Raw genomic sequence first — 20,467 nt, forward strand, 5'->3', positions numbered from 1 at the left:
TCGCCACCGGAGCGTTTCGGGGCGTCCGTCGGCGCCGGGCCGACGCTTCAGCCGATGGACGAGGCGAAGCCCTGCTCGACGAGCAAGCGCTCGAGGACGTCGAGCAGGGGTGCGTCTGCGGCCATGATGAGCTTCGTGGTGGCGGGGGCGCCGTCGAACCCGGCGACCGTCGCGCCCGCTTCTGCCGCGATGAGCGCCCCGGCGACCTGATCCCAGGGCTTCAGTCCGCTCTCGTAGTAGGCGTCCAGGCGGCCGGACGCCACACTGCAGAGGTCGAGGGCCGCGGAACCGATCCGGCGGACGTCGCGGAACGTACCGAGCAGGGCGCCGAGGACCGCGGCCTGCTCCATCCTCCGTGACGCGGTGTACGAGAAGCCGGTGCCGAGCAGGGCGACGTTCGGAGCGACACCTCGGTTGACTTCGAGGGTGCGGCCGTTGAGGTGCGATCCCGATCCACGGGCGGCGGTGTAGGTCTCACCCAGCACCGGGTTCACCACGGCACCGGCGAGCGTGGTCCAGGTGGCAGGATCGGGTTCGCCCTCGACGACCCCGATGCTCACGGCGTAGGCGGGGATGTCGTAGAGGTAGTTGACGGTGCCGTCGATGGGGTCGACCACCCAGGTGAGGCCGGAGGTGCCGGTCGAGCCGCCTTCCGCGCCGGTCTCCTCACCGAGGAAGCCGTCGTCGGGCCGGGCCGCGAGGAGTCGATCGCGGATGAACTGTTCGGACTCGCGGTCGGCTCGCGTGACGACGTCCTCGATCGAGGACTTGCTCGCAGCGATCTCGACGCCCTCGCGTCGTCGGCGCAGGATCAACTCCCCCGCGTCGGTGGCGATGTCGGTGGCAATCTTGAGGAGCTCTTCGTGGCCGGTCACCCCACCACCCTATGGCCGGCCTGGTCGTCGAGGCGTGGGCACCCTTCGACAAGCTCAGGGACCGAACTGATCCGGCCACACTTCGCCCGGTCGCTGAGCCTGTCGAAGTGCCCGAGGAGTTCCAGGCACGCCTCCACCGGTCACTGAGCCTGTCGAAGTGTCGAGGGACACAGGCGGCGTTCTGCCTGTGCGCGCACTCGACTCCGGTCACTGAGCCTGTCGAAGTGCGCATGAGAAACCCTTCGACAAGCTCAGGGACCGAGACATTGCGGATACATCTCCACCGGTCACTGAGCCTGTCGAAGTGTCGAGGGACACAGGCAGCGTCCTGCCTGTGCGCGCGCTCGAGTCCGGTCACTGAGCCTGTCGAAGTGCGCACGAGGAACCCTTTCAACAGTTCGACAGGCTCAGTGCGGCGCAGCTCAGCGAGCGGAAGTGGTCAGAAGGGCGCTGGTTCTGGCGCGGTTCGGTGGTGTTTGCCGTCGGGTGTCGTCCAGTCGAGGACACCGCCCGGGCCGTGTTCGAGGTTCCAGCCGGGGAGGTGCTTCATCCGGTGGTGATGTCGGCAGAGACAGGCGAGATTCCCGACATCCGTTGTCCCGCCGTCCTGCCAGGCGACCGAATGGTCGAGGTCGCAGGCCCTAGCCCTCCGCCCGCACCCGGGTGCGCGACAGCTGCCGTCCCGAAGCCGCACCGCCCGTTGTAGGTCGGCCGGGACTCGGTACTGGCCTCGGCCGACGGAGAGGACGGCTCCGGTTTCCGGCTGGACGAGGATGCGGGTGAAGGAGGGCGCGTTCACCGCAATGCGCGCTGCGGTCTCGGGGTCGATCGGCCCGTATCCGTCGAGCGTGGCGGGTGCGTCGGAGACGCCGGCCATGCTCAGCGCCGGAACGGTGATCTGCACGGTGGGCTTGATGTGCTCCTGCACCTCGATCGGATGCGGGAGTACCGGGTTCGACGCGACGTCGTCCGGCGTGACGCCGGTGAGGGCGAGCGCCGCGAGGGCATCGGCCTGCAACTGGCCGCAGGTGCGCTGGTCGCCAGCGCGACGCGCCTCGGATGCTGCGCTCTCGAGGCGCTCGACGATGCCCTGCGCGATGGGTGCCGTGGTGAAGAGGTGCACCCACGCCATACCGTCCGAGGCGGGTTCAAACTCGATGCGGCGGTCGGCCTCGGAACGCGCTGCACGCGCCGTGATGGACTCCGGGTGCAGCCGCTCGCGCAGGTCTTTCGCGCGCTTCTTGAGCCGCGCGGCGGTGAATCGCTCGGCCATCGGGAGCACCTCGGCGAGAAACGACGCGCGACCAGCCGTCGGGACTTCGCGGAGTTGGTCCGTGATCGTGCGCGCATGCCGGCTGGATATGCGGCCGACCTCGAGCGCCGCCAACACCGTGGGCGCCTCGTTCACGAGGCGCTCTGCGTCGTCGGTGGCGTGCAGGACGGTCTGTTCCGAGGAACGCGTCGCCATCGCGAGCATCGCGCACGTCGAGCGTCGCGACAGCGCGCGCCGCTCCGCGGGCGGATAGATCGCGGGGACGACGGTGTCCGCGAGCGCGTCCGCGTACGCAGCGGAGCGTGCGAGGAGGCGTGCCGCGCGCGCTTCCAAGACCGCCTGCTGCCGACAGATGTCCGCATACTCGTCCGAGAACTCCGCGAGCTGCGCGGCGTACTCATCGCTCGCGCGGATCGCGGTGGCGGTGCTCTCGGTCATGACTCCAGTCCACCATGGACCACTGACATTCCAGATGCCGAGTCCGGGGTGGTGGGGAGGCATCTCCGTGAGCACTTCGACAAGCTCAGTGACCGGGTCTGGTGGGCGGGATTCGGTCGGGACGTGCGCCTGCCGCTCCGCACACTTTGACAAACCCGGCGACCAAGGCTCGGCCCGGTGCGGAGGTGCCTCGGTGAGCACTTCGACAGGCTCAGTGACCAGGTCTGGCACACCCTCGGCATCCCGGTCGGGTTCGGCCACCATGGCGGGCTTGAGAACTGAGGCGGCGTTCAGCGGCGGCGGCGACCCACGACCCTCGGCGGCAGCCACAGGCACAAGGCCCAGAAACGAACATTGCCCCACCCGCGGGGGTGAGGCAATCGTTCTGTGGCGAGTGAGGGATTCGAACCCCCGAAGGCTGAGCCGTCTGATTTACAGTCAGATCCCTTTGGCCGCTAGGGTAACTCGCCAAGCGCGCCCGACCGACTTTCGAACAGCCAACCGAAAGCGCTTGACCAATATAGCCGCCAGATGGCCGGACGCGAAATCAGGATCAGGACCCGTCGTCAGGCCCCTCACTTCCCCACTGACGGCACCGCTTCTGCGTACTCGTTCGCGGCGGCTGCGACCCGTCGAAGGTACTCGGGCGACGAGTTGTAGGCCCGGATCCCGCTCAGCCATCCCGCCTCAGTCCGCATGTCGTAGTCGCTCGCCCGGCAGAGGTAGTTCGCCGCCGCCATCGCCGCGTCGTCGAGGTTCTGCGGGTCGAGCACACCGTCGCCGCTCGCGTCGGTCCCCCAGTTCTTCCATGACTCCGGGATGAACTGGAACGGCCCGACCGCCCGATCGTGGACCGGGTCGCCGTCGAGGACGCCCTGGTCGGTGTCCGTGATCTCCTCCGTCTCGCCACCCTGCAGGGGGACGCCGAAGATCGGTGGCGTCACGACGCCGTCCTCGCCGAGCTTCGAACCGTCGTGACGACCGTGGTCGCTCTCAGCGAACCCCACCGCGGCGATCGTCGTCCACCCGATGCCGCACTCCGGGGTCAACTCCGCTTTGCGGATGGCGGCACCGGCGTAGGACCGGAGGGCTCGTTCCGGAATGCCGCTCGACGACGACACCTCGGCCACCCACGCCTCGTCGGCGAGGTCGACGTTCGCAACGCCGCCGTCGGGCGCGTCACTCTTCGGCGGCAACTCGACGGGCTGGGCGTAGGGCACGGGTTCCGGCTCCGGTGCGCATCCACTCAGCAGGATGGCGCCCAGCAGGATCGAGGCACCCGCGAGGGACCGCCGTCGTCTGGTGGCCGTCTGCCGGTCCTGCATCCCTGGGCTGTGCATCTCCCCCAGCCAACCACACCCGCCTGACCGACACCGGCGGTACCATGGTCCACATGGCAGATTCCTCGTTTGACGTCGTGAGCAAGGTCGACAAGATGGAGGCGGACAACGCCCTCAATCAGGCACACAAGGAGGTCGAGCAGCGCTACGACTTCAAGAACGTCGGTGCCTCGATCGCCTGGAGCGGCGAGAAGATCCTGATGAAGGCGAACACCGAGGAGCGCGTGAAGGCGATCCTCGACGTGTTCGAGTCGAAGCTCATCAAGCGCGGCATCTCCCTGAAGAGCCTCGAGGTCGGAGACCCCTTCGCCAGCGGCAAGGAGTACCGGATCGAGGCGACCCTCAAGGAGGGCATCAGCCAGGAGATCGCCAAGAAGGCCAACAAGCTCATCCGCGACGAGGGCCCCAAGTCGGTCAAGTCGCAGATCCAGGGCGACGAACTGCGCGTCTCCTCGAAGAGCCGCGACGACCTCCAGGCCACGATGGCGCTACTCAAGGGCGCCGACCTCGACATCGACCTCCAGTTCGTCAACTACCGCTGAGCCGGCCGGGCGCGGCGCTTCGGCGGACCGCGTCATGAACGACGACTGATCCGCTCTCTCCAGTGGAGCGCACCGCGCTCTGTCCGGCCCTCGGCCGGACGATGCCCGCCCCGCACACCGCGGGGCCCGGTCGTTGGAGCACACGTGGATCACTCGAGGCCCTCGGACGGGTCGCACCTCGAAGTCTTCCGGACATCGAACGCAGACCAGGAGGTCGGCGTACCCTGCTGGTGTTCGATCGGCCAGAACCACAGCTACGCCGAGTGGCTCGCCTTCGGTCGCCCGGATCCGCGGCGCCCGGCCGGTCCGCGACGCCGCCACCCTCCGACTCAGCGCTGACGCGTGACGGGCGCCGCCAGGTATCCGCGGCCCCACGCGACGATCTGGTCGAACGCGCGCTCCCTGACCGGCTCCTCCGAGAGGAACACGTCGTGGAGCGCTCCGTCGAGACGGACGATCGTGACCGTCTCACCGAGGTCGAGTGCGCGTTCGGCGACCGCATCGACGTCCAACGCCGTGTCGCTCCGCATCATCGCGTCGTTCCAGCGCGGAAGGAGGACGCTCCGCGCCGACAACAGGGTGAGCGCCGGCACGCGGAGGTGCAGACCCGCGTCGACGAGACGGTGCCCGGTGAGGATGGCGTTCAGCCAACCGGGGTGCAACGGGAACCCCTGGAGGGGCCGCCACGCGAGGTCGTAGTCCCACGCGCCGTCCATCGTGCTCGACACGGACCGGGTGTAGAACCCGAGGTCGACGACGGGGAGCTGGGCCCGCGGATCGATCCGCGAACCGGCCTGGATGAGCGGGGCGATGGCGAGCCGGCCCAACTGTCGCGCCTGGAACTCCAGCCAGGGGCTGTTGAGGACGAGCCCGGCAACCCGGTCCTGGTTCCTCGCCGTCCACAGGCTCAGCGTGAGACCACCCGTCGAATGTCCGAGGAGGACGAGTCGGCGACGGGTGCGGCGTCCGGCGACGTGATCCGCCGCGCCGTGCCCCATGACGGTGAGCGCGGCCTCGATGTCCTCGTCGTAGGTACGGAGGTCGTCCACATACCCGGGCGTCTGGTGCGGCCGGAAGCTTCGTCCGTACTTGCGCAGGTCGAGTGCGTAGAACCGTGCGCCGAGTCTCGCCCAGAAGCGGGCGAGATGGCGTTGGAAGAAGTAGTCCGACCAGCCGTGGACGTACAGGACGTCGATCCCGTCCGCGACGTCGGGGAGGAGGAACTCGCCCAGCTGCTCGAGCGGAGGCATCCGGTAGCGGACGAGCGTCGCCACGACGTCGCCCTCGTCGTCCGGTTCGAGCGTCAGGGTCCGCTGCTGGAACCCCTCGCCGAGGATGTCGTCCGTCCAGCCTCGAGATCCCGCCATGCCGCCACGTTACCGTGCGCGAGCAGCCGGACCCCGGATGGTCCGGCTTGCGCGCGGACCATCCGGTCGTCGACTACTGCTGGTAGGGGTTGTGCTGCTGCGGGCCCTGCGGCTGCTGCCCGTAGGGCTGCTGCGGCGCCTGCTGGTGCTGACCCTGCTGGTGCTGACCGTGCTGCTGCTGCTGGTGCTGGCCCTGGTCGTGCTGACCGTGCTGACCGTGCTGACCGTGCTGACCCTGACCCTGGCCGTGCTGGTCGTGCTGTCCTCGCGGAGCATCGGCGAGCCCCTCGGGTGCGACGAAGCGCGTTGCGAGCAGCGCACCGATCGTCAGGAAGCCGGCGAGCGTCACACCGTAGAGGAGCGGCGACAGGAAGCCCTGGTTGACGATGAACGTCGCGGTCCCGTACTGCTCGACCACTCCACGCACGATCGTGACGATCAGCACGATGAGCAGCATGACACCGGTGCCGACCGCGGCGGCGATGCCGACCGTCTGCACGAGGTCTCGGGCCGTGCGGACCCGCGTCAGGGGGCGGACGAGGATCAGGATGAGCGCTGCGCCGGCACCCCACAGGGCGATGTTCACCAGGTTGGCGCCGAAGCTCAGGAGGACGTCACCCACGGGGAAGTACTCCGAGATGCTGAAGAAGGAGCCGATCAGACCTACGAGGGCGACGGCCGCGGCGATGCCGCCCGCGATGCCCACCGAGATGAGTGCGAGACGGGTCTCGCGCGCCCGAGGGTTCGGAGCCTTCGGCTGAGCCTGCGCGTACTGCTGCTGCGGCTGGCCGTACTGGCCGGTCTGCGACTGACCGTACGGAGCCTGGGGCGCACCGTACTGGCCGGTGTGCTGCGGCTGGCCGTACTGACCGGTCTGCGACTGACCGTACTGGCCGGTCTCCTGGCCGTACTGGCCGGTGTGCTGCGTCGCGGCGGACGGGTCGTTCGGCTGACCGTACTGGCCCTGCTGCGGCTGACCCCACTGGCCACCCTGGTCACCGGGCTGCGGCTGGCTCCACTGCCCCGCCTGCTGCGGCGCCGGCGTCTGCTGGCCGGTCTGGTTCCACTGCTGCTGCACGGGGTCCGGGTGCATCTCGCCGTACCGCGGCTGCTGCTGCGACTGCTGCTGCTGGCCGTCGGCGACGAATGCCGGCGGGTCGGACGGCGGGACGGACGTCGGCTGGTCCGACGGGACGTTCTGGGGCGCGTTGGGGTCGGTCATTGGTCCAGCATAGTGACCGACACACTTCGGACAATGGTCTGGACGCCCGGGTTGACGCAGCCCGATCGATCGGGCTGCGTCATGCTCGACGAGCGATCAGACGGTCGGCACGCCGCCCTCGGGATCCTGCGCACGGGAGATGGCGACCATCTCCTCGCGGGGGACGACCTTGACGCGCGCCCGACCCTGCGGCTCGCCGAGTGCGATCTCGTGCTGGTCGAGGAGGTGCCAGCCCTCGAGGTCCGTGTAGGCCACCCCGCGCGACTCGAGGAGGGCGACGACGGCCTCCTCCTCGGGCTCGGCCGGCGACCACCAGTCGGCCTGGTCGTTGATGACGTGGGCGACGGTCTCCATCGCGTCCGACTTCGTGTGGCCGATGAGACCGACCGGCCCGCGCTTGATCCACCCGGTCGCGTAGACCCCGGGGACGCGCTCGTTGCTCTCGGGGTGGAGCACCTTGCCCTCGTGGTTGGGGATGACGCCGTGCCGTGCGTCGAAGGGCACGCCGGGCAGCGGGCTGCCGAAGTACCCCACCGCACGGTAGAGCGCCTGGATGGGGAGCTCGCGGACCTCGCCCGTGCCCTCGACGCCGCCCTGACCGTCCGGACGGGTGCGCTCGTACCGGAACGCCGCGACCTTGCCGGTTCCGTCGTCGACGAGCTCGAGCGGCTTCGCGTAGAAGTGCAGGTGCAGGCGACGGGACGCCTGCCCGACCTCGCGGGTGCGCCACTGCTGCAGGACGCGGTCGATAACCATCACCTGCTTGTTGCTCGCCACCGCGGCCTTCGACGCGTCGTCGTAGTCGAAGTCCTCGTCGTGGAGGATCATGTCGACGTCGTTGAGCTCGCCGAGTTCGCGCAGCTCCAGCGGCGTGAACTTCACCTGCGCTGGTCCGCGACGGCCGAAGACGTGCACGTCGGTCACGGGCGACTGCTGCAGACCCTCGTGGACGTTCGCCGGGATCTCCGTCGGCAGGAGGTCCTCCGGGTGCTTCGCGAGCATGCGGGCGACGTCGAGTGCGACGTTGCCGTTGCCGATGACGGCGATCGACTGCGCCTCGAGCGGCCAGGTGCGCGGGACGTCGGGGTGACCGTCGAACCAGCTCACGAACTCCGCGGCACCGTAGGACCCGTCGAGGTCGATCCCCGGGATGTCGAGCGGGGCGTCCTCGACGGCTCCCGTGGAGAAGATGACGGCGTTGTAGTGGTGCTTGAGGTCGTCGAGCGTGATGTCGACCCCGAACCGCACGTTGCCGAAGATGCGGATGTCGCCGCGGTCGAGGACGTCGCGGAGGGCGTTGACGATGCCCTTGATCCGCGGGTGGTCCGGCGCGACGCCGTAGCGGACGAGTCCGTAAGGGGCGGGGAGCTGCTCGAAGAGGTCGATGGAGACGTCGAACTTCCGTTCCGCCTTGAGGAGGATGTCCGCCGCGTAGATGCCTGCGGGTCCTGCGCCGACGATGGCCAGCCTGAGCTTGGTCACGGTGGTTCCTTTCGTGTCCCCGTGCGGGGTTCCGGTTCCGGCCGGAGGAACACTCCGACCGTGATGCGTGCGCGTCGCGGACACCGTGCCACCCCGGTCGTGCCGGAGCGGCGGCGGCGTCAGCTCCTGCGGTCGACGATCGCCTTCGCGAAGTGCACGAGCGCCTTCTTCACGGAGCCGTCGGGCAGCGGCGCGAGTGCGGCGATCGCCTCGTTGGCCCACTGCTGGGCCTCGGCGAACGTGCGGGCGGTGACGGCGTGGTCGCGCAGCGTGGCGACGAGGGCGGCGAAGCGGACCGGGTCGTGGTCCGTCTCGGAGACCTCGGCGTCGAGTCGTGCGACGAGCGCCGCCGCCTCGGGGTCGGTCGCGGCCTCGCGCCGCAGGTAGAGCATCGGGAGGGTGACGACACCGGCACGGAGGTCGGTACCGGGCACCTTGCCCGTCTCCTCGGGCTGCGGCGAGAGGTCGATCACGTCGTCGATGAGCTGGAAGGCGATGCCCACCTTCTCGCCGAACTCCACGACCGCGCTCTCGAACTCTGCCGGTGCGTTGGAGAAGACGACCCCACTGCGAGCGGCGGCGGCGATGAGCGAACCGGTCTTGTCGGCGAGCACCTGGATGTAGTGCTCGACCTCGTCCTGACCCTCGCGGGGCCCCGTCGTCTCGTGGAGCTGCCCGAGGACGAGGCGCTCGAAGGTGGCGGCCTGGATGCGGATCGCGCGCTCACCGAGGTCGGCCATGATCTGGCTGGCCCGGGCGAACAGGAGGTCGCCGGTGAGGATGGCCGTGTTGTTCCCGAACACCTGGTGCGCACTGGGGACACCGCGGCGCTTGTCCGCGTCGTCCATGACGTCGTCGTGGTAGAGCGAGCCGAGGTGCGTGATCTCGATCGCCTCGGCCGCCTGCAGGACGTCCTCGGTGATGCCGTCACCGAGCTGCGCGATGAGCATGGTGAGGAGGGGGCGCACACGCTTGCCGCCGGCCTCGAGCAGATAGCGGGCCGTCACGTCGACGAGGTCGTCGGTGAAGCCCAGTTGCTCCTCCAGCCCGATCTCGAGGCGTGCCACGCCGTCGTCGATCGTCCGGGCGAGCTTGCGGTCCGCTCCGGTCGCGAACATGCGTTCGGCAAGCCCGGCCTGGCTGGCCAGGCTGCTGACACGTCGGGTCGCGCTGGGATTCACAGCTCTAGCCTAGCCGGGGCAGCCCGCCGCCGGTGCCGGAGCGCTCGAATGCACGGCGGTGGACAGCCGATTGACAGCTGTGGTCCGACCACAGCCCTGCGATCAGCGGAGCCGCACGCCTTCGGCGTCGTAGAACGCCAGGTGCGGGAACTCATGCGCGAGGTCCAGGAGCATCGTGTACCCGTCGGTGTTGAGGGGCGGCCACGTCCAGGCGTCGACCCCGGGCGCCGCCGGCAGCGCGGCACGGAAGAGGCCCGCCTCGACGCCGGTACCGAGGTGCTTCGGCGGCACGACGACCAGGGCGATCCTCGCGGAGGGACCGGACGCCACGAACTGGAGCCTGGCCCCGGTGGCGTCGTCGCGCACGATGAACTCGCGCGTGCCAGGGGTGTCCGGTGGGATCTCGGTCGTGTCGTACCGCTCGTACGGCTTCGCGAACGCCGACTTCGCGCGCCTCGCGTTCAGGAGGATGACGACCAGCACGAGACCGACGATCGCGATGCCCCAGATCCACGGGCCGCCTGGCAGGGAGTCCAACATGCCACCAGTATGCCCGGCGTGGCTGGACGGGACCGGGTGATGCGCCCTTCGACAGGCTCAGGGACCGAGGCTCCGGGACCGGAGGGAGGGTCCGGGACCGGAGGGAGGCTCAGGGACCGCCCTTCGACAAGCTCAGGAACCGAGACTCAGGGACCGGAGGTCAGGTGAGGCCGCCGTCGACGGAGCGGCCGTACTCGATCGGCTCCTCCGGCACGAGCACCTCGGTGTCGCGATTGAGGCTCTCACCGCGGAAGAACGGACGGGAGGCCTTCCGCGTGTACCAGAGGAGCATGAGCACGAAGCCGAAGGCGAGCGACCCGACGCCGATCACGAACGTGCCACCGACGCCGAACAGCACCGTGTAGCCGTAGTCGACGTCGAACATGTCGATGCAGCTCTGCACGAAGGCGTAGGTGAGCATCAGCGCGCCGAGGAGCGGGAAGAGCCCCTTGAAGAAGAAGTCCTGCGCCGAGCGGAACAGCACCTTCCGGAAGTACCAGACGCAGGCGTAGCCGGTGATGCCGTAGTAGAACGCGATCGCGAGCCCGAGCGAGAGGATCGAGTCCGCGAGGATGTTCTCGCTGACGAACGTCATGCCGACGTAGTACACGATCGCCACGATCCCCATCACGAGCGTCGAGAACGACGGTGTCTTGAACGTCGGGTGCACGGTCGAGAACCGCTTCGGCAGCGCGCTGTAGGCCGCCATCGAGAGCGTCCCGCGAGCGGTCGGGAGGATCGTCGTCTGCGTCGAGGACACCGCGGAGATCAGCACGGCGACGACGAGCACCCATGCCCACGGCCCGAGGACGAGGTCCTTGAGCGCGAGGAAGATGTCGTTCGCGTTGTCCTCGTTGCCGAGGCCCGTGCCGGTGTCACCGAGGCCGGCGTACGCCATGGCGGCCACCGTGACGGTGACGTAGGTGACGAGGAGGACCACCGTGGAGATGAGGGCCGCGCGACCGGGGATCTTCTGCGGGTCCTTCGTCTCCTCGTTGAGGGCGAGGCAGGTGTCCCAGCCCCAGTAGATGAACAGGGCGAGCAGGACGGCCTCGATGAAGCCGTGGTAGTCGGTGAAGGCGAACGGGTTGAACCAGTCGAGGGAGATCGGCGTCGCGTCGGGCGCCGTCCCGTTGGCGACCCCGATGAAGGCGAACACGGCGAACAGGACGAGCGCGAGGTACTGCACGGCCAGCAGGATGTTCTGGATCCGCTCGCCGAGCTCGATCCCGCGGTACGAGACCCAGGTCATGAGGGCGATGAAGACGACGCCGGTCGCCGTGACGAGCGGCACGTTCGAGGCGAGCGAGCCGTCACCGATGAGCAACCAGAGGTACTGCCCGGCGATCTGCGCGAGGTTGGCGAGCACGACGATGCCGGCGAGCGCAACGCCCCACCCGCCGATCCAGCCGGTGACGGGGTTGAAGGCCTTCGTCGCCCAGGTGAACGTGGTGCCGCAGTCCGGCACGTCGCGGTTCAGCTCGCGGTAGGCGAAGGCGATGAACAGCATCGGGATGAAGGCCACGATGAAGGCGATCGGCGCTTGAGCCCCGACGGCGAGGACGACGAACCCGAGGGTCGCGACGAGCGAGTACACCGGAGCGGTCGAGGCCAGACCGATGATCACCGAGCCGAACAGCCCGAGCGTGCCGGTGGCGAGCCCCTTCCCGCCGGTGGGCGGTCCCGACTGCGAAGCGCGGTCCGTGTCCTGTGCTGTCATGACGGAACGGTAGGGCCGGGCGCACCCGCGTGTCAATGCTCCCGTTCGGGCGGGCACGACGGAATCCGTCGATCAACGCCCTCCTGGGCAGCGGGATCGGTACCGTTTCATCGACCGGGACGCGGGAACACGCGGACCGATCGGTCGATCAGGCGGGCTTCACTCCACGGTGCAGGGCGACGATCCCACCGGTGAGGTTCCGGTAGGCGACGTGCTCGTACCCCGCCTCGCGCAGCCAGGCGGCGAGCTCCGGCTGGGACGGCCAGGCGCGGATCGAGTCGTTGAGGTAGGTGTAGGCCTCGGCGTTGGACGACGCGACACCGGCGACGATCGGCATGACCTTCTCGAGGTAGAGGTTGTACGCGGCCCGCATGGGGGCGAACGTCGGTGTCGAGAACTCGCAGATGACGATCCGGCCACCGGGCTTCGTGACGCGGAGCATCTCGGCGAGCGCGTCCTTCGGGCGGACGACGTTGCGCAGGCCGAAGGAGATGGTCGTGGCGTCGAACTCCTCGTCCGCGAAGGGCAGCGCGGTCGCGTCCGCTTCCACGAACTGGATGTCGGACCGGTCGGCGTACTTCTCGCGCCCGACGGCGATCATGCCGGGCGAGAAGTCGGCGGCGACGACCTCGGCACCGTTGCGTGCGAGGGCCGCTGACGACGTGCCGGTCCCCGCAGCGAGGTCGAGGATGCGCTCCCCGGCCGCCGGCCCGACGGCGCGGGTGGTGGCGATCCGCCACAGGGCGTCGTTCCCGACGGAGAGGACCGCGTTCATGCGGTCGTACTTCGTCGAGACGTCGTCGAACATGGCCGAGACCTGCTCGGGCTGCTTGGAGAGGTCGGCGCGGTTCACCTCTCCATCCTACGTCCGCCGCCCTGGGAGCCGGCCGTTCGGGAACGGCTCCCAGACAAGTGCTCAGTAGGCGATGCGTCCGTGCCGACTGTGGAACTCACCGGTGGGTCCGTCCGGACCGAGGAGCGCCAGCGCCACCGTGGCGTCCGTGCCCTCGGTGACCGTCTGGTGACCGCCGTGCCCGTTGAAGTCGGTCGCCGTGTAACCCGGGTCGCTGACGTTCACCCGGAAGGTCGGCAGGTTCTTCGCGTACTGGACGGTGAGCGCGATGACGGCCGCTTTCGACGCGGCGTACGGGATGGTGGGGACTGCGTACTCGTCGGCGCCCTCGGTCGTGAGGAAGCGCGGCCACCCGACGCCGGACGCGACGTTGACGATGACGGGGCGTGCCGAGCGGCGAAGCAACGGCAACGCCGCCTGGGTGACGCGGACGATGCCGACGACGTTCGTGTCGAGCACCTCCTCCATCGACTCCGGCGTGAGGTCGTCGACGCCGAAGGAGGTGCCGAGGACACCGGCGTTGTTCACGAGGACGTCGAGCTCCGGGAGGGAGGCGAACGCCGTGTCGACGCTCGCCTGGTCGGTGACGTCGAGCTGGACGGGGTGCGCCCCGAGAGCGGTGACGGCGTCACCGCGGCTCACGTCACGCATGCCGGCGTAGACGGTGTGGCCGGCTTCGAGGAGTCGGCGGGCGGTCTCGAGACCGAGGCTCTTGTTGGCCCCGGTGATCAGTGTGGTGGTCATGCGTCCATGCTGGGCCCGCGGTCGCCGGCCCACCAGGCCCCCGTCGACAGGAGGACCGGCAGTACCACGATGCGGGACGCCACCGGGGGCACAATGGCGGGATGGATGAATTCGCGGGCGTACTCCGGGCCTGGCGCGAGCGCGTCTCCCCCGCCGAGGTGGGCCTCCCGGCCGGACCGGGGCGACGCACCGCGGGCCTGCGGCGCGAGGAACTGGCCGCACTGGCGGGGATCAGCGTGGACTACATCGTCCGACTCGAACAGGGCCGCGCCAGGAACCCGTCGCCCCAGCTGCTGCGAGCGCTGGCCGTCGCTCTCCGGTTGTCGGATCAGGAACGCGACCACCTCTACCGGGTCGCCGGGGCGGCACCACCCGCGGCCGGCGTCGTCCCCCGGCACATCGGCCCCGGCGTCCAGCGCATCGTCGACCGCCTGTCCGACGTCCCGCTGGCGGTGTTCTCCGCAGCCCACGACATCCTCCTCTGGAACCCGCTCTGGGCCGCGGTGAACGGCGACCCATCCGCACTCAGCGTCGCCGACCGCAACCTCGTGTGGCGGTACTTCACGTCCGGCCACGAGGGGACCGACTTCGACGAGCAGCACGAGGAGGAGTTCGCGAGCGACCTGGCCGCAGACCTCCGCGCCGCCGTCGGCCGATACCCCCACGACGTTGAACTCGGCCGCCTCGTCACGCGGCTCCGGTCGGTGTCGCCCGAGTTCGAGCGACGCTGGTCGGAGGCGAGGGTCGCGGAGCATCGGGCGAGCCGCAAGACGGTCACCCGCACCGCGGTCGGCCCCATCACCGTCGACTGCGACGTCCTGTCCACGCCGGGCGCCGACCTGCGCATCGTCGTCTACACGGCGGCCCCGGGCAGTCGGGACGCCGAGAAACTCGCCCTCCTCGGGGTGACCGGCCTGCAGGAACTCGCCCCGTCGGCCGGTTGAACTCGGGCCGAGACCGGCGTGACCGGACGGGGTCGAGCGAGCGCCGTGGACGGGGAGGGACGGCCCGCCCACAGGCGTAGGGTTGAACGGTGACCATTCCCCTGACCTCGTCACTGGTCGCCCAGACCGTCGCCATCGACGACCCGCGCCAGCTCCTCCCCTTCGCCGACCAGACGTCCCCGCTCCTCTGGGTGCGAAAGGGCCACGGCCTGGTCGGACTCGGTGAGGCGCTGCGGCTCGAGTTCTCCGGCCCCGACCGCTTCGCGAGCGCCGCAGCCGCATGGCGCGAGGTGTGCGCCGCCGCGGACGTGACCGACGAGGTGCGGCGACCCGGCACCGGCCTCGTCGCGTTCGGGACGTTCGCGTTCGACGACGAGTCCTCCGCGACGAGCGTCCTGATCGTGCCACGCACCATCATCGGCCGGTACGCCGACGCCAGCTTCATCACCCGCGTCCGACTCAGCGGGGACGCCGACGACGTCGAACCCCACACCACCGGGTACGGCCCGGAGTACCGCATCCAGTTGGTCCCCGGCGAGCAGTCCCGCGACGGCTACGTCGGCGCGGCTGAGCAGGCGATCGCCCGCATCCAGGCCGGCGAGCTGAGCAAGGTCGTGCTGGCGCGCGACCTCACCGGACACCTCCCCGCGGAGGCCGACCGCCGCCGGGTCCTCCACGACCTCGCCCTCGGGTACCCAGACTGCTGGACCTACGCGGTCGACGGGTTCATCGGCTCCAGCCCGGAGACGCTCGTCCGGGTGGACCGTGGAGCCGTCTCAGCCCGCGTCCTCGCCGGAACGATCTCGCGCGGACTCGACGCCGACGCTGACCGCGATCAGGCGCTCGCGCTCGCGACGAGCCGGAAGGACCAGGACGAACACCGCTTCGCCGTCCGTTCGGTGCTGTCCGCCCTCCGGGAGCACAGTCCGGAGCTGCGGAGCGGCGAGACGCCGTTCACCCTGAAGCTGCCGAACCTGTGGCATCTCGCGACGGACATCGAGGGCCGCCTGTCCGACGGTTCCTCGTCGCTCGACCTCATGGACGGCCTCCACCCGACGGCCGCCGTCGCAGGCACGCCGACCCGGGACGCTGTGGCGCTCATCCGCGAGCTGGAACCGTTCGACCGCGGCCGCTACGCCGGACCGGTCGGCTGGGTCGACGCCTCAGGTGACGGCGAGTGGGCGGTCGCTTTGCGCTGCGCGCAGATCGCTCCGGACGGCGACATCACGGCGTACGCGGGGTGCGGCATCGTCGCCGACTCCGACCCGACGTCCGAGCTCCTGGAGACGAAGATGAAGTTCCGCCCGATCGTCGAGGCCTTCGCCTGAGGCGAAGCCGCGCCTGAACCGGAGCAGCGCCTGAACCGAGGCCGCGTGCGTCAGCTTGCCGCGAGCCTCGCCTGTTCGACGGCGATGTCGTAGTCGGCCGCCGGCCACTGCGGGTCGATGTCCTCGAGGGCGTCGAGGAGCAGGCGCTGCACGGCGATCCGCGCGTACCACTTGCGGTCCGCCGGCACGACGAACCAGGGAGCGGCGTCAGTACTCGTCCGCTCGAAGACCGTCTGGTACGCCTCCTGGTAGGCCGGCCACAGTTCCCGCTCGTCCACATCGCCCGGGTTGTACTTCCAGTGCTTGTCCGGCCGCTCGAGACGCTCCGCGAGACGGGCCTTCTGCTCGTCGGAGCTGATCTGCAGCATGACCTTCACGATGCGCGTGCCGCCCGCGACGAGCTCGGCCTCGAAGTCGTTGATCGCCCCGTAGCGGCGTTCGATCTCGGCAGGTTCCGCCAGCTGCCGCACCCGGCCGATGAGGACGTCCTCGTAGTGCGAGCGGTCGAAGACCCCGATCTGCCCCGGCATCGGGACCTGGGACTCGACCCGCCAGAGGAAGTCGTGGGCGCGCTCCTCGTCCGTCGGCTTCTTGAAGGCATGGTGATGCACCCCCTGCGGATCGACGGAACCGACGACGTGCTTGACGATGCCGCCCTTGCCAGCCGTGTCCATCGCCTGCAGAACGAGCAGCACGGCGTCCGGGGCTCCCTGCGTGCTCGCCGCGAAGAGCCGCTCCTGCAGCTCGGACAGCTCGGGCACCCCTGCGGCCAGCTCGTGCACCCCCTGGCGCTTGTCACCGTCGAACCCGGGCGTCGATGCGGGGTCGACGTCGGCGAGCCGGAAGCCCTCCCCCACGCGGAGCGTGTCTCGAGGGGGTGCCGTCCAGGTCGATGCGTGCTTCGATGCGCTCATCCGCCCATTGTGGCCGGACCTCGGCTCGGAAGTCGACCCTCCCGCAGGCGGCCAGTTCAGGCTCGCGGCAGCGGAACCTCGATGAGGACCGGTCCGGTCACCGGGGCGGTGAACGCCTGGTCGAGCTCCGCCCGCGTCGTCGCCGAGCGGTACTCCCAGCCGTACGCGGTCGCGAGCGACTCCAGGCGGACCCGCTGCGGCGTGTACTGCACCCGGTCGAACAGCTCACTCGGCGCACTTCGCGCGACTTCGAGCCCGTCGAAGATGGTGCCGCCGCCGTCGTTCCCGACGATCACCTGGAGGCGCGGCGCGATGCCGTCCTCGAGCAACAGTGCGCCGACGTCGTGGAGGAACGCGAGGTCGCCGAGGAGCACGCGCGTGACACCGGGTCCGCCGTCGGCCTGGCTCGCCAGCGCGATCCCGGTGGCGGTGGCGATGGTGCCGTCGATCCCGGCGAGACCGCGATTGGCATGGACACTGATCTTGCGTCCCGGGACCAGCCCGTCGGCCACCCTGATGAGTCGCGACGCACCGACGACGAGGCGGTCGTGCGGCCAGGTCGCGCGCCAGACGGCGTCGACGAGGACCTCGCGGGTGACCGGCAGACGGACCGCATCGAGCTCGGCCCGCACCGAGGCGAGGCGCTCGGACGGCGTCGTCGAATGCAGGCCCGCGAGGTCGGGTGCCGCGGGCGACGGGTCCACGACGCGCTCCCGGGATCCGACGACCCAGGCACCGAGCCAGGCGCGGTCGGCGGGACCGGGCTCGACGGAGACGGAGGAGACGATGTGGTCGGCACGTCGCCCGGGGTTGTAGACCTCGGCTCCCGCGGGGGCGACGATGATCGTCTCGACCCGGTCCTGCTGCAGGAGGAGCGGGACCTCACGGCTGAGGGTCGGGTGGCCGAACACGACGACCCGCTCGACCGCCTCGCGGTACTCGTCCTCCCGCAGCAGCTCGCGGTAGGCGGCGATGACCTGGCGTCCGAACCTGGCCCCGCTCGAGACCTCGGCGATGAGCGGCCAGCCGCCGTCTGCCGCCAACTGCTCGGCCGAAGGGCCGGCGTCGTGCCCGGCGACCACCAGGGTCCTCGGTCCACGCTCCAGCACGAGCCGGGGACGTCCCGGGTAGAGCGGGTGGTCGTCGGCCGTGGCGCTCGGGGCGGCCGTCGGCTCGGCTTCCGCGTCTACAACGGGCTCCGGCTCGAAGGTACCGGACAGCGGCTCACGGTACGCGAGGTCGAGGTGGACCGGACCGGGATCCAGGATGCCCGTCGCCGCGTCGTACGCCTCGCGCGCGAGCTCGCGCGCCGCCCGCTGCTCACCCTCGGCACCCGTCGGGGCCTCGGCGACCACGGCGAGGCGTGTCGCGGAACCGTAGAGGTCGTCCTGTCGGGTCGTCTGGTTCGCGCGGACCCCGTGGGCCTCGGTCGGCCGGTCGGCGGTGAGGACGATGAGCGGCACACGCGACTGGTGCGCTTCGAGGACGGCGGGGTGCAGGTTCGCGGTCGCAGTCCCGGAGGTGGTGATCACGACAGCCGGCCGGCCGGTCTCGACGCCAAGGCCCAGCGCCAGGAATCCGGCCACCCGTTCGTCGATCCGCACGTGCAGGGCGACCTGTCCCGCGGCCGCGAGTTCCGCCGCCGCGAGCGCGAGCGCCTGCGAGCGCGACCCGGGACACACCACGATGTCTGAGACGCCAGCCGCCACGAACGCCCCGAGGAGCGCCGACGCCGATGCGCTCGCCGGGCTCGCCGAAGGGGCCGAGCCCGCGGGCTCGGGTGCTGCGGGCGGGGTCACGAGGCGCTCGGTGCGCCGGGCGGCTTCCGACCGGGGCCGTCGTCAGGGGTGTCGGACTCGGGTGCCGGGTCGTCGTGGGAGCCGCTTCCGGTACCGGTGCCACCGGGTTCGTCGTCGAAACGCTTCAGCTCGTCCTCAAGATCGCGGATGCGCTTCGCCTGGTTGCGCTCCGCGTCGAGCTTCTTGAGGAAGTCGGGGTCGTCGTCGGGAGCGGAGCCGCGTGGCGCCGCCTTCTGGGCGCGGACGCGGCCGATGATCCACCAGAGCAGACCGCCGATGACCGGCAGCAGGAGGATGGCGATGATCCACGACGGCTTCGAGATGCCCCGGACGCGGTCCCGCGGCATCGTTGCGCAGTCGACCACCGAATACACGATGAAGACGACTGCCGCGACGGCGAGGCCGATCCAGAGACGAACCATGTCTCCATCGTAAACGCCAGGTGACGTGATTGCCTGGGGTTGCCTTCAGGGACGACGCCTAGACTTGTCTGGTGAATCGCGTTCCCGCCGCCGTCCGGTACACCGTCCTCCGCCTGCTGGCGTTCGCGGTGCCGCTCCTGCTCCTCGTCTTCCTCACGGGCCTGCAGCCCTGGATCGCCGCGATCATCGCCGCGATCATCGGACTCTGCGTCTCCTACATCTTCCTGCGCACCCCGCGCGAGACGGTGGCACAGGAACTCTTCGCCCGTCGGCACGGCGACAAGCCGGTCCCGCACGACGACGAGGACGCCGAGGACGCGGCGCTCGACGCCGACACCGTGCGCACCCCCCGAGCCGAGGATGCCACGGCTGCGGAAGCACCATCGGCGTCGACGCCTGAGGAGCAGCAGGGACGCTAGCGTCCGAACCTCGTCAGGCGGCGATGCCCGGGGTGTAGAAGAACGCCAGGCCGAGCACGACGCCGAACACGAGCTGCACGAGTCCCGTCAGCTTGAGCGCGAGGATCTGCTCCTTCGCGGTCGTCGAGAACAGCACGATGACGCAGGCCGGGAGCGCGGCGAGCAGGCCGAACATCGCGAGCCACGCGACCGGGTAGAACAGCGCGAGGAAGCCGGCGATGACGAACGGCACGAGCAGCAGCACGCAGTAGAGCACCTTCGACGCGATACGACCGATGAAGGTGGACAGCGTGCGCTTACCGACCGCCCTGTCCTGCTCGAGGTCGCGGAGGTTGTTGACGACGAGCGCCGCGCAAGCGATGAGGCCGGCGCCGATCGCCCCGAACCACGCCTCCTGGTTGAGGCGGCCGACCTGCACGAACGTCGTGCCGAGCGTGGCGACGAGGCCGAAGAAGACGAACACGAAGACCTCGCCGAGCGCGAAGTACCCGTAGGGGCGCTTGCCTCCGGTGTAGAACCAGGCGGCGACGATCGCGACGGCGCCGACGAGCAGCAGCCACCAGAACTGCGTGAGGATCGTGAGGACGATGCCGGCCACCGCGGCGATGCCGAAGAACACGAGCGCGACGGCGAGGACGGCCTTGGGCTTCGCCGCGCCGGAGCCGGTCAGGCGGCTCGGGCCGACCCGCTGGTCGTCCGTCCCGCGGACCCCGTCGGAGTAGTCGTTGGCGTAGTTGACGCCGATCTGCAGCGCGAGGGCGACGACGAGGCAGAGCAGCGCACGGACCGGGTGGTAGACGCCGGGGCCGGCGATGATCGACGCGGCACCGGTACCGATGAGGACGGGCGCGACCGCCATCGGGAGCGTGCGGATCCGCGCCGCTCCGACCCAGTCGCGGAACGTCGCCGGCTTCGCGAGCGGGACCTTGCGCCCGCCGCCACGCGCCGGGTTGCCGGATCGTCCACCGTTCGCCCCGCGTCCCGCGGTCGGGCGCTGTGCGGACGTCTTCTGCTGTTTCGGCGCTGCCGGCCGTGCTCCATGTGCCACGACGGCGAGTCTACCC

General features: G+C 70.0%; 19 protein-coding genes and 1 tRNA gene. 4 read left to right on the forward strand and 16 right to left on the reverse strand.

Going from position 1 to position 20,467, the window contains the following annotated elements; all coding sequences use genetic code 11:
* Nucleotides 1-47: 47 nt before the first annotated feature.
* The 4 genes from QRN27_RS13875 to QRN27_RS13890 all read right to left on the reverse strand — a co-directional run bounded on the left by QRN27_RS13875 (nt 48) and on the right by QRN27_RS13890 (nt 3,926).
* Nucleotides 48-875, reverse strand: coding sequence for an inositol monophosphatase family protein (locus QRN27_RS13875; protein WP_285042729.1), 828 nt, complete (start codon nt 873-875; stop codon nt 48-50).
* A 439-nt stretch (nt 876-1,314) separates the two neighbouring features.
* The gene (locus QRN27_RS13880) at nt 1,315-2,586 is read right to left on the reverse strand and encodes an HNH endonuclease signature motif containing protein (protein ID WP_285042730.1); all 1,272 of its coding nucleotides are present in this window, start codon (nt 2,584-2,586) and stop codon (nt 1,315-1,317) included.
* 388 nt (nt 2,587-2,974) lie between these two features.
* Nucleotides 2,975-3,056: transfer RNA gene (locus tag QRN27_RS13885), tRNA-Tyr, on the reverse strand.
* A 105-nt stretch (nt 3,057-3,161) separates the two neighbouring features.
* A complete protein-coding gene (locus tag QRN27_RS13890; protein WP_285042731.1) occupies nt 3,162-3,926 on the reverse strand; it encodes a lytic transglycosylase domain-containing protein in 765 nt (254 codons plus the stop codon).
* 53 nt (nt 3,927-3,979) lie between these two features.
* On the opposite strand from QRN27_RS13890, the gene QRN27_RS13895 reads away from it, so the two are divergent.
* A complete protein-coding gene (locus QRN27_RS13895) occupies nt 3,980-4,468 on the forward strand; it encodes a YajQ family cyclic di-GMP-binding protein (RefSeq protein WP_056014685.1) in 489 nt (162 codons plus the stop codon).
* A gap of 329 nt (nt 4,469-4,797) precedes the next feature.
* Here the strand turns inward: QRN27_RS13895 and QRN27_RS13900 are convergent, their stop codons facing one another.
* From QRN27_RS13900 to QRN27_RS13935, 8 genes are all read right to left on the reverse strand, one after another.
* Entirely contained in the window at nt 4,798-5,835 is a 1,038-nt protein-coding gene (locus tag QRN27_RS13900; protein ID WP_285042732.1) for an alpha/beta hydrolase, read from the reverse strand.
* Between the two features lie 73 nt (nt 5,836-5,908).
* Complete coding sequence (locus tag QRN27_RS13905; protein ID WP_285042733.1) at nt 5,909-7,057, reverse strand: hypothetical protein; 1,149 nt, start codon at nt 7,055-7,057, stop codon at nt 5,909-5,911.
* Nucleotides 7,058-7,153: 96 nt separating this feature from the next.
* Complete coding sequence (locus QRN27_RS13910; protein WP_285042734.1) at nt 7,154-8,539, reverse strand: FAD-dependent oxidoreductase; 1,386 nt, start codon at nt 8,537-8,539, stop codon at nt 7,154-7,156.
* A gap of 119 nt (nt 8,540-8,658) precedes the next feature.
* The gene (locus tag QRN27_RS13915; protein WP_285042735.1) at nt 8,659-9,720 is read right to left on the reverse strand and encodes a polyprenyl synthetase family protein; all 1,062 of its coding nucleotides are present in this window, start codon (nt 9,718-9,720) and stop codon (nt 8,659-8,661) included.
* A 102-nt stretch (nt 9,721-9,822) separates the two neighbouring features.
* On the reverse strand, nt 9,823-10,260 hold the full coding sequence (locus tag QRN27_RS13920; RefSeq protein ID WP_285042736.1) for a hypothetical protein: 438 nt from the start codon (nt 10,258-10,260) through the stop codon (nt 9,823-9,825).
* A gap of 160 nt (nt 10,261-10,420) precedes the next feature.
* A complete protein-coding gene (locus QRN27_RS13925) occupies nt 10,421-11,980 on the reverse strand; it encodes an APC family permease (protein WP_194671095.1) in 1,560 nt (519 codons plus the stop codon).
* A 148-nt stretch (nt 11,981-12,128) separates the two neighbouring features.
* The gene (gene ubiE, locus QRN27_RS13930) at nt 12,129-12,788 is read right to left on the reverse strand and encodes a bifunctional demethylmenaquinone methyltransferase/2-methoxy-6-polyprenyl-1,4-benzoquinol methylase UbiE (RefSeq protein ID WP_502929536.1); all 660 of its coding nucleotides are present in this window, start codon (nt 12,786-12,788) and stop codon (nt 12,129-12,131) included.
* Between the two features lie 108 nt (nt 12,789-12,896).
* Nucleotides 12,897-13,577 carry an SDR family NAD(P)-dependent oxidoreductase gene (locus tag QRN27_RS13935; RefSeq protein ID WP_285042738.1) on the reverse strand — a complete coding sequence of 227 codons (681 nt, stop codon included), beginning with the start codon at nt 13,575-13,577 and terminating at the stop codon, nt 12,897-12,899.
* 101 nt (nt 13,578-13,678) lie between these two features.
* On the opposite strand from QRN27_RS13935, the gene QRN27_RS13940 reads away from it, so the two are divergent.
* Both QRN27_RS13940 and QRN27_RS13945 read left to right on the forward strand, forming a co-directional pair.
* Entirely contained in the window at nt 13,679-14,521 is an 843-nt protein-coding gene (locus tag QRN27_RS13940) for a helix-turn-helix domain-containing protein (RefSeq protein ID WP_285042739.1), read from the forward strand.
* A gap of 89 nt (nt 14,522-14,610) precedes the next feature.
* Nucleotides 14,611-15,849: an isochorismate synthase gene (locus tag QRN27_RS13945; RefSeq protein ID WP_285042740.1), complete on the forward strand. Its 1,239-nt coding sequence runs from the start codon at nt 14,611-14,613 to the stop codon at nt 15,847-15,849.
* Between the two features lie 50 nt (nt 15,850-15,899).
* Here QRN27_RS13945 and QRN27_RS13950 read toward each other — a convergent pair whose 3' ends face one another.
* Genes QRN27_RS13950 through QRN27_RS13960 form a run of 3 tightly spaced genes read right to left on the reverse strand, consistent with a single transcriptional unit; the run spans nt 15,900 to nt 18,984 of the window.
* Complete coding sequence (locus QRN27_RS13950; RefSeq protein ID WP_285042741.1) at nt 15,900-16,763, reverse strand: polyphosphate kinase 2 family protein; 864 nt, start codon at nt 16,761-16,763, stop codon at nt 15,900-15,902.
* A gap of 56 nt (nt 16,764-16,819) precedes the next feature.
* Complete coding sequence (gene menD / locus QRN27_RS13955) at nt 16,820-18,562, reverse strand: 2-succinyl-5-enolpyruvyl-6-hydroxy-3-cyclohexene-1-carboxylic-acid synthase (RefSeq protein ID WP_285042742.1); 1,743 nt, start codon at nt 18,560-18,562, stop codon at nt 16,820-16,822.
* Nucleotides 18,559-18,984: a PLD nuclease N-terminal domain-containing protein gene (locus QRN27_RS13960; RefSeq protein ID WP_285042743.1), complete on the reverse strand. Its 426-nt coding sequence runs from the start codon at nt 18,982-18,984 to the stop codon at nt 18,559-18,561. The genes menD and QRN27_RS13960 overlap by 4 nt, the downstream gene beginning before the upstream one ends.
* Before the next feature lie 71 nt (nt 18,985-19,055).
* Between QRN27_RS13960 and QRN27_RS13965 the strand changes: the two genes are divergently transcribed.
* Nucleotides 19,056-19,403 carry a DUF4229 domain-containing protein gene (locus QRN27_RS13965; protein WP_285042744.1) on the forward strand — a complete coding sequence of 116 codons (348 nt, stop codon included), beginning with the start codon at nt 19,056-19,058 and terminating at the stop codon, nt 19,401-19,403.
* A gap of 13 nt (nt 19,404-19,416) precedes the next feature.
* Here the strand turns inward: QRN27_RS13965 and QRN27_RS13970 are convergent, their stop codons facing one another.
* Nucleotides 19,417-20,451 carry a 1,4-dihydroxy-2-naphthoate polyprenyltransferase gene (locus QRN27_RS13970; RefSeq protein ID WP_056013943.1) on the reverse strand — a complete coding sequence of 345 codons (1,035 nt, stop codon included), beginning with the start codon at nt 20,449-20,451 and terminating at the stop codon, nt 19,417-19,419.
* Nucleotides 20,452-20,467: the final 16 nt, after the last annotated feature.

The sequence above is a fragment of the Plantibacter sp. LMC-P-059a genome, assembly GCF_030209505.1.
Lineage (GTDB): Bacteria > Actinomycetota > Actinomycetes > Actinomycetales > Microbacteriaceae > Plantibacter.

Bases quoted from the DNA above. Each gene is read 5' to 3' on its own strand.
- QRN27_RS13880 (WP_285042730.1), bottom strand. From the start codon at position 2,586: ATGACCGAGAGCACCGCCACCGCGATCCGCGCGAGCGATGAGTACGCC.
- QRN27_RS13890 (WP_285042731.1), bottom strand. From the start codon at position 3,926: ATGCACAGCCCAGGGATGCAGGACCGGCAGACGGCCACCAGACGACGG.
- QRN27_RS13895 (WP_056014685.1), top strand. From the start codon at position 3,980: ATGGCAGATTCCTCGTTTGACGTCGTGAGCAAGGTCGACAAGATGGAG.
- QRN27_RS13900 (WP_285042732.1), bottom strand. From the start codon at position 5,835: ATGGCGGGATCTCGAGGCTGGACGGACGACATCCTCGGCGAGGGGTTC.
- QRN27_RS13905 (WP_285042733.1), bottom strand. From the start codon at position 7,057: ATGACCGACCCCAACGCGCCCCAGAACGTCCCGTCGGACCAGCCGACG.
- QRN27_RS13920 (WP_285042736.1), bottom strand. From the start codon at position 10,260: ATGTTGGACTCCCTGCCAGGCGGCCCGTGGATCTGGGGCATCGCGATC.
- QRN27_RS13925 (WP_194671095.1), bottom strand. From the start codon at position 11,980: ATGACAGCACAGGACACGGACCGCGCTTCGCAGTCGGGACCGCCCACC.
- ubiE (WP_502929536.1), bottom strand. From the start codon at position 12,788: ATGTTCGACGACGTCTCGACGAAGTACGACCGCATGAACGCGGTCCTC.
- QRN27_RS13935 (WP_285042738.1), bottom strand. From the start codon at position 13,577: ATGACCACCACACTGATCACCGGGGCCAACAAGAGCCTCGGTCTCGAG.
- QRN27_RS13940 (WP_285042739.1), top strand. From the start codon at position 13,679: ATGGATGAATTCGCGGGCGTACTCCGGGCCTGGCGCGAGCGCGTCTCC.
- QRN27_RS13950 (WP_285042741.1), bottom strand. From the start codon at position 16,763: ATGAGCGCATCGAAGCACGCATCGACCTGGACGGCACCCCCTCGAGAC.
- QRN27_RS13960 (WP_285042743.1), bottom strand. From the start codon at position 18,984: ATGGTTCGTCTCTGGATCGGCCTCGCCGTCGCGGCAGTCGTCTTCATC.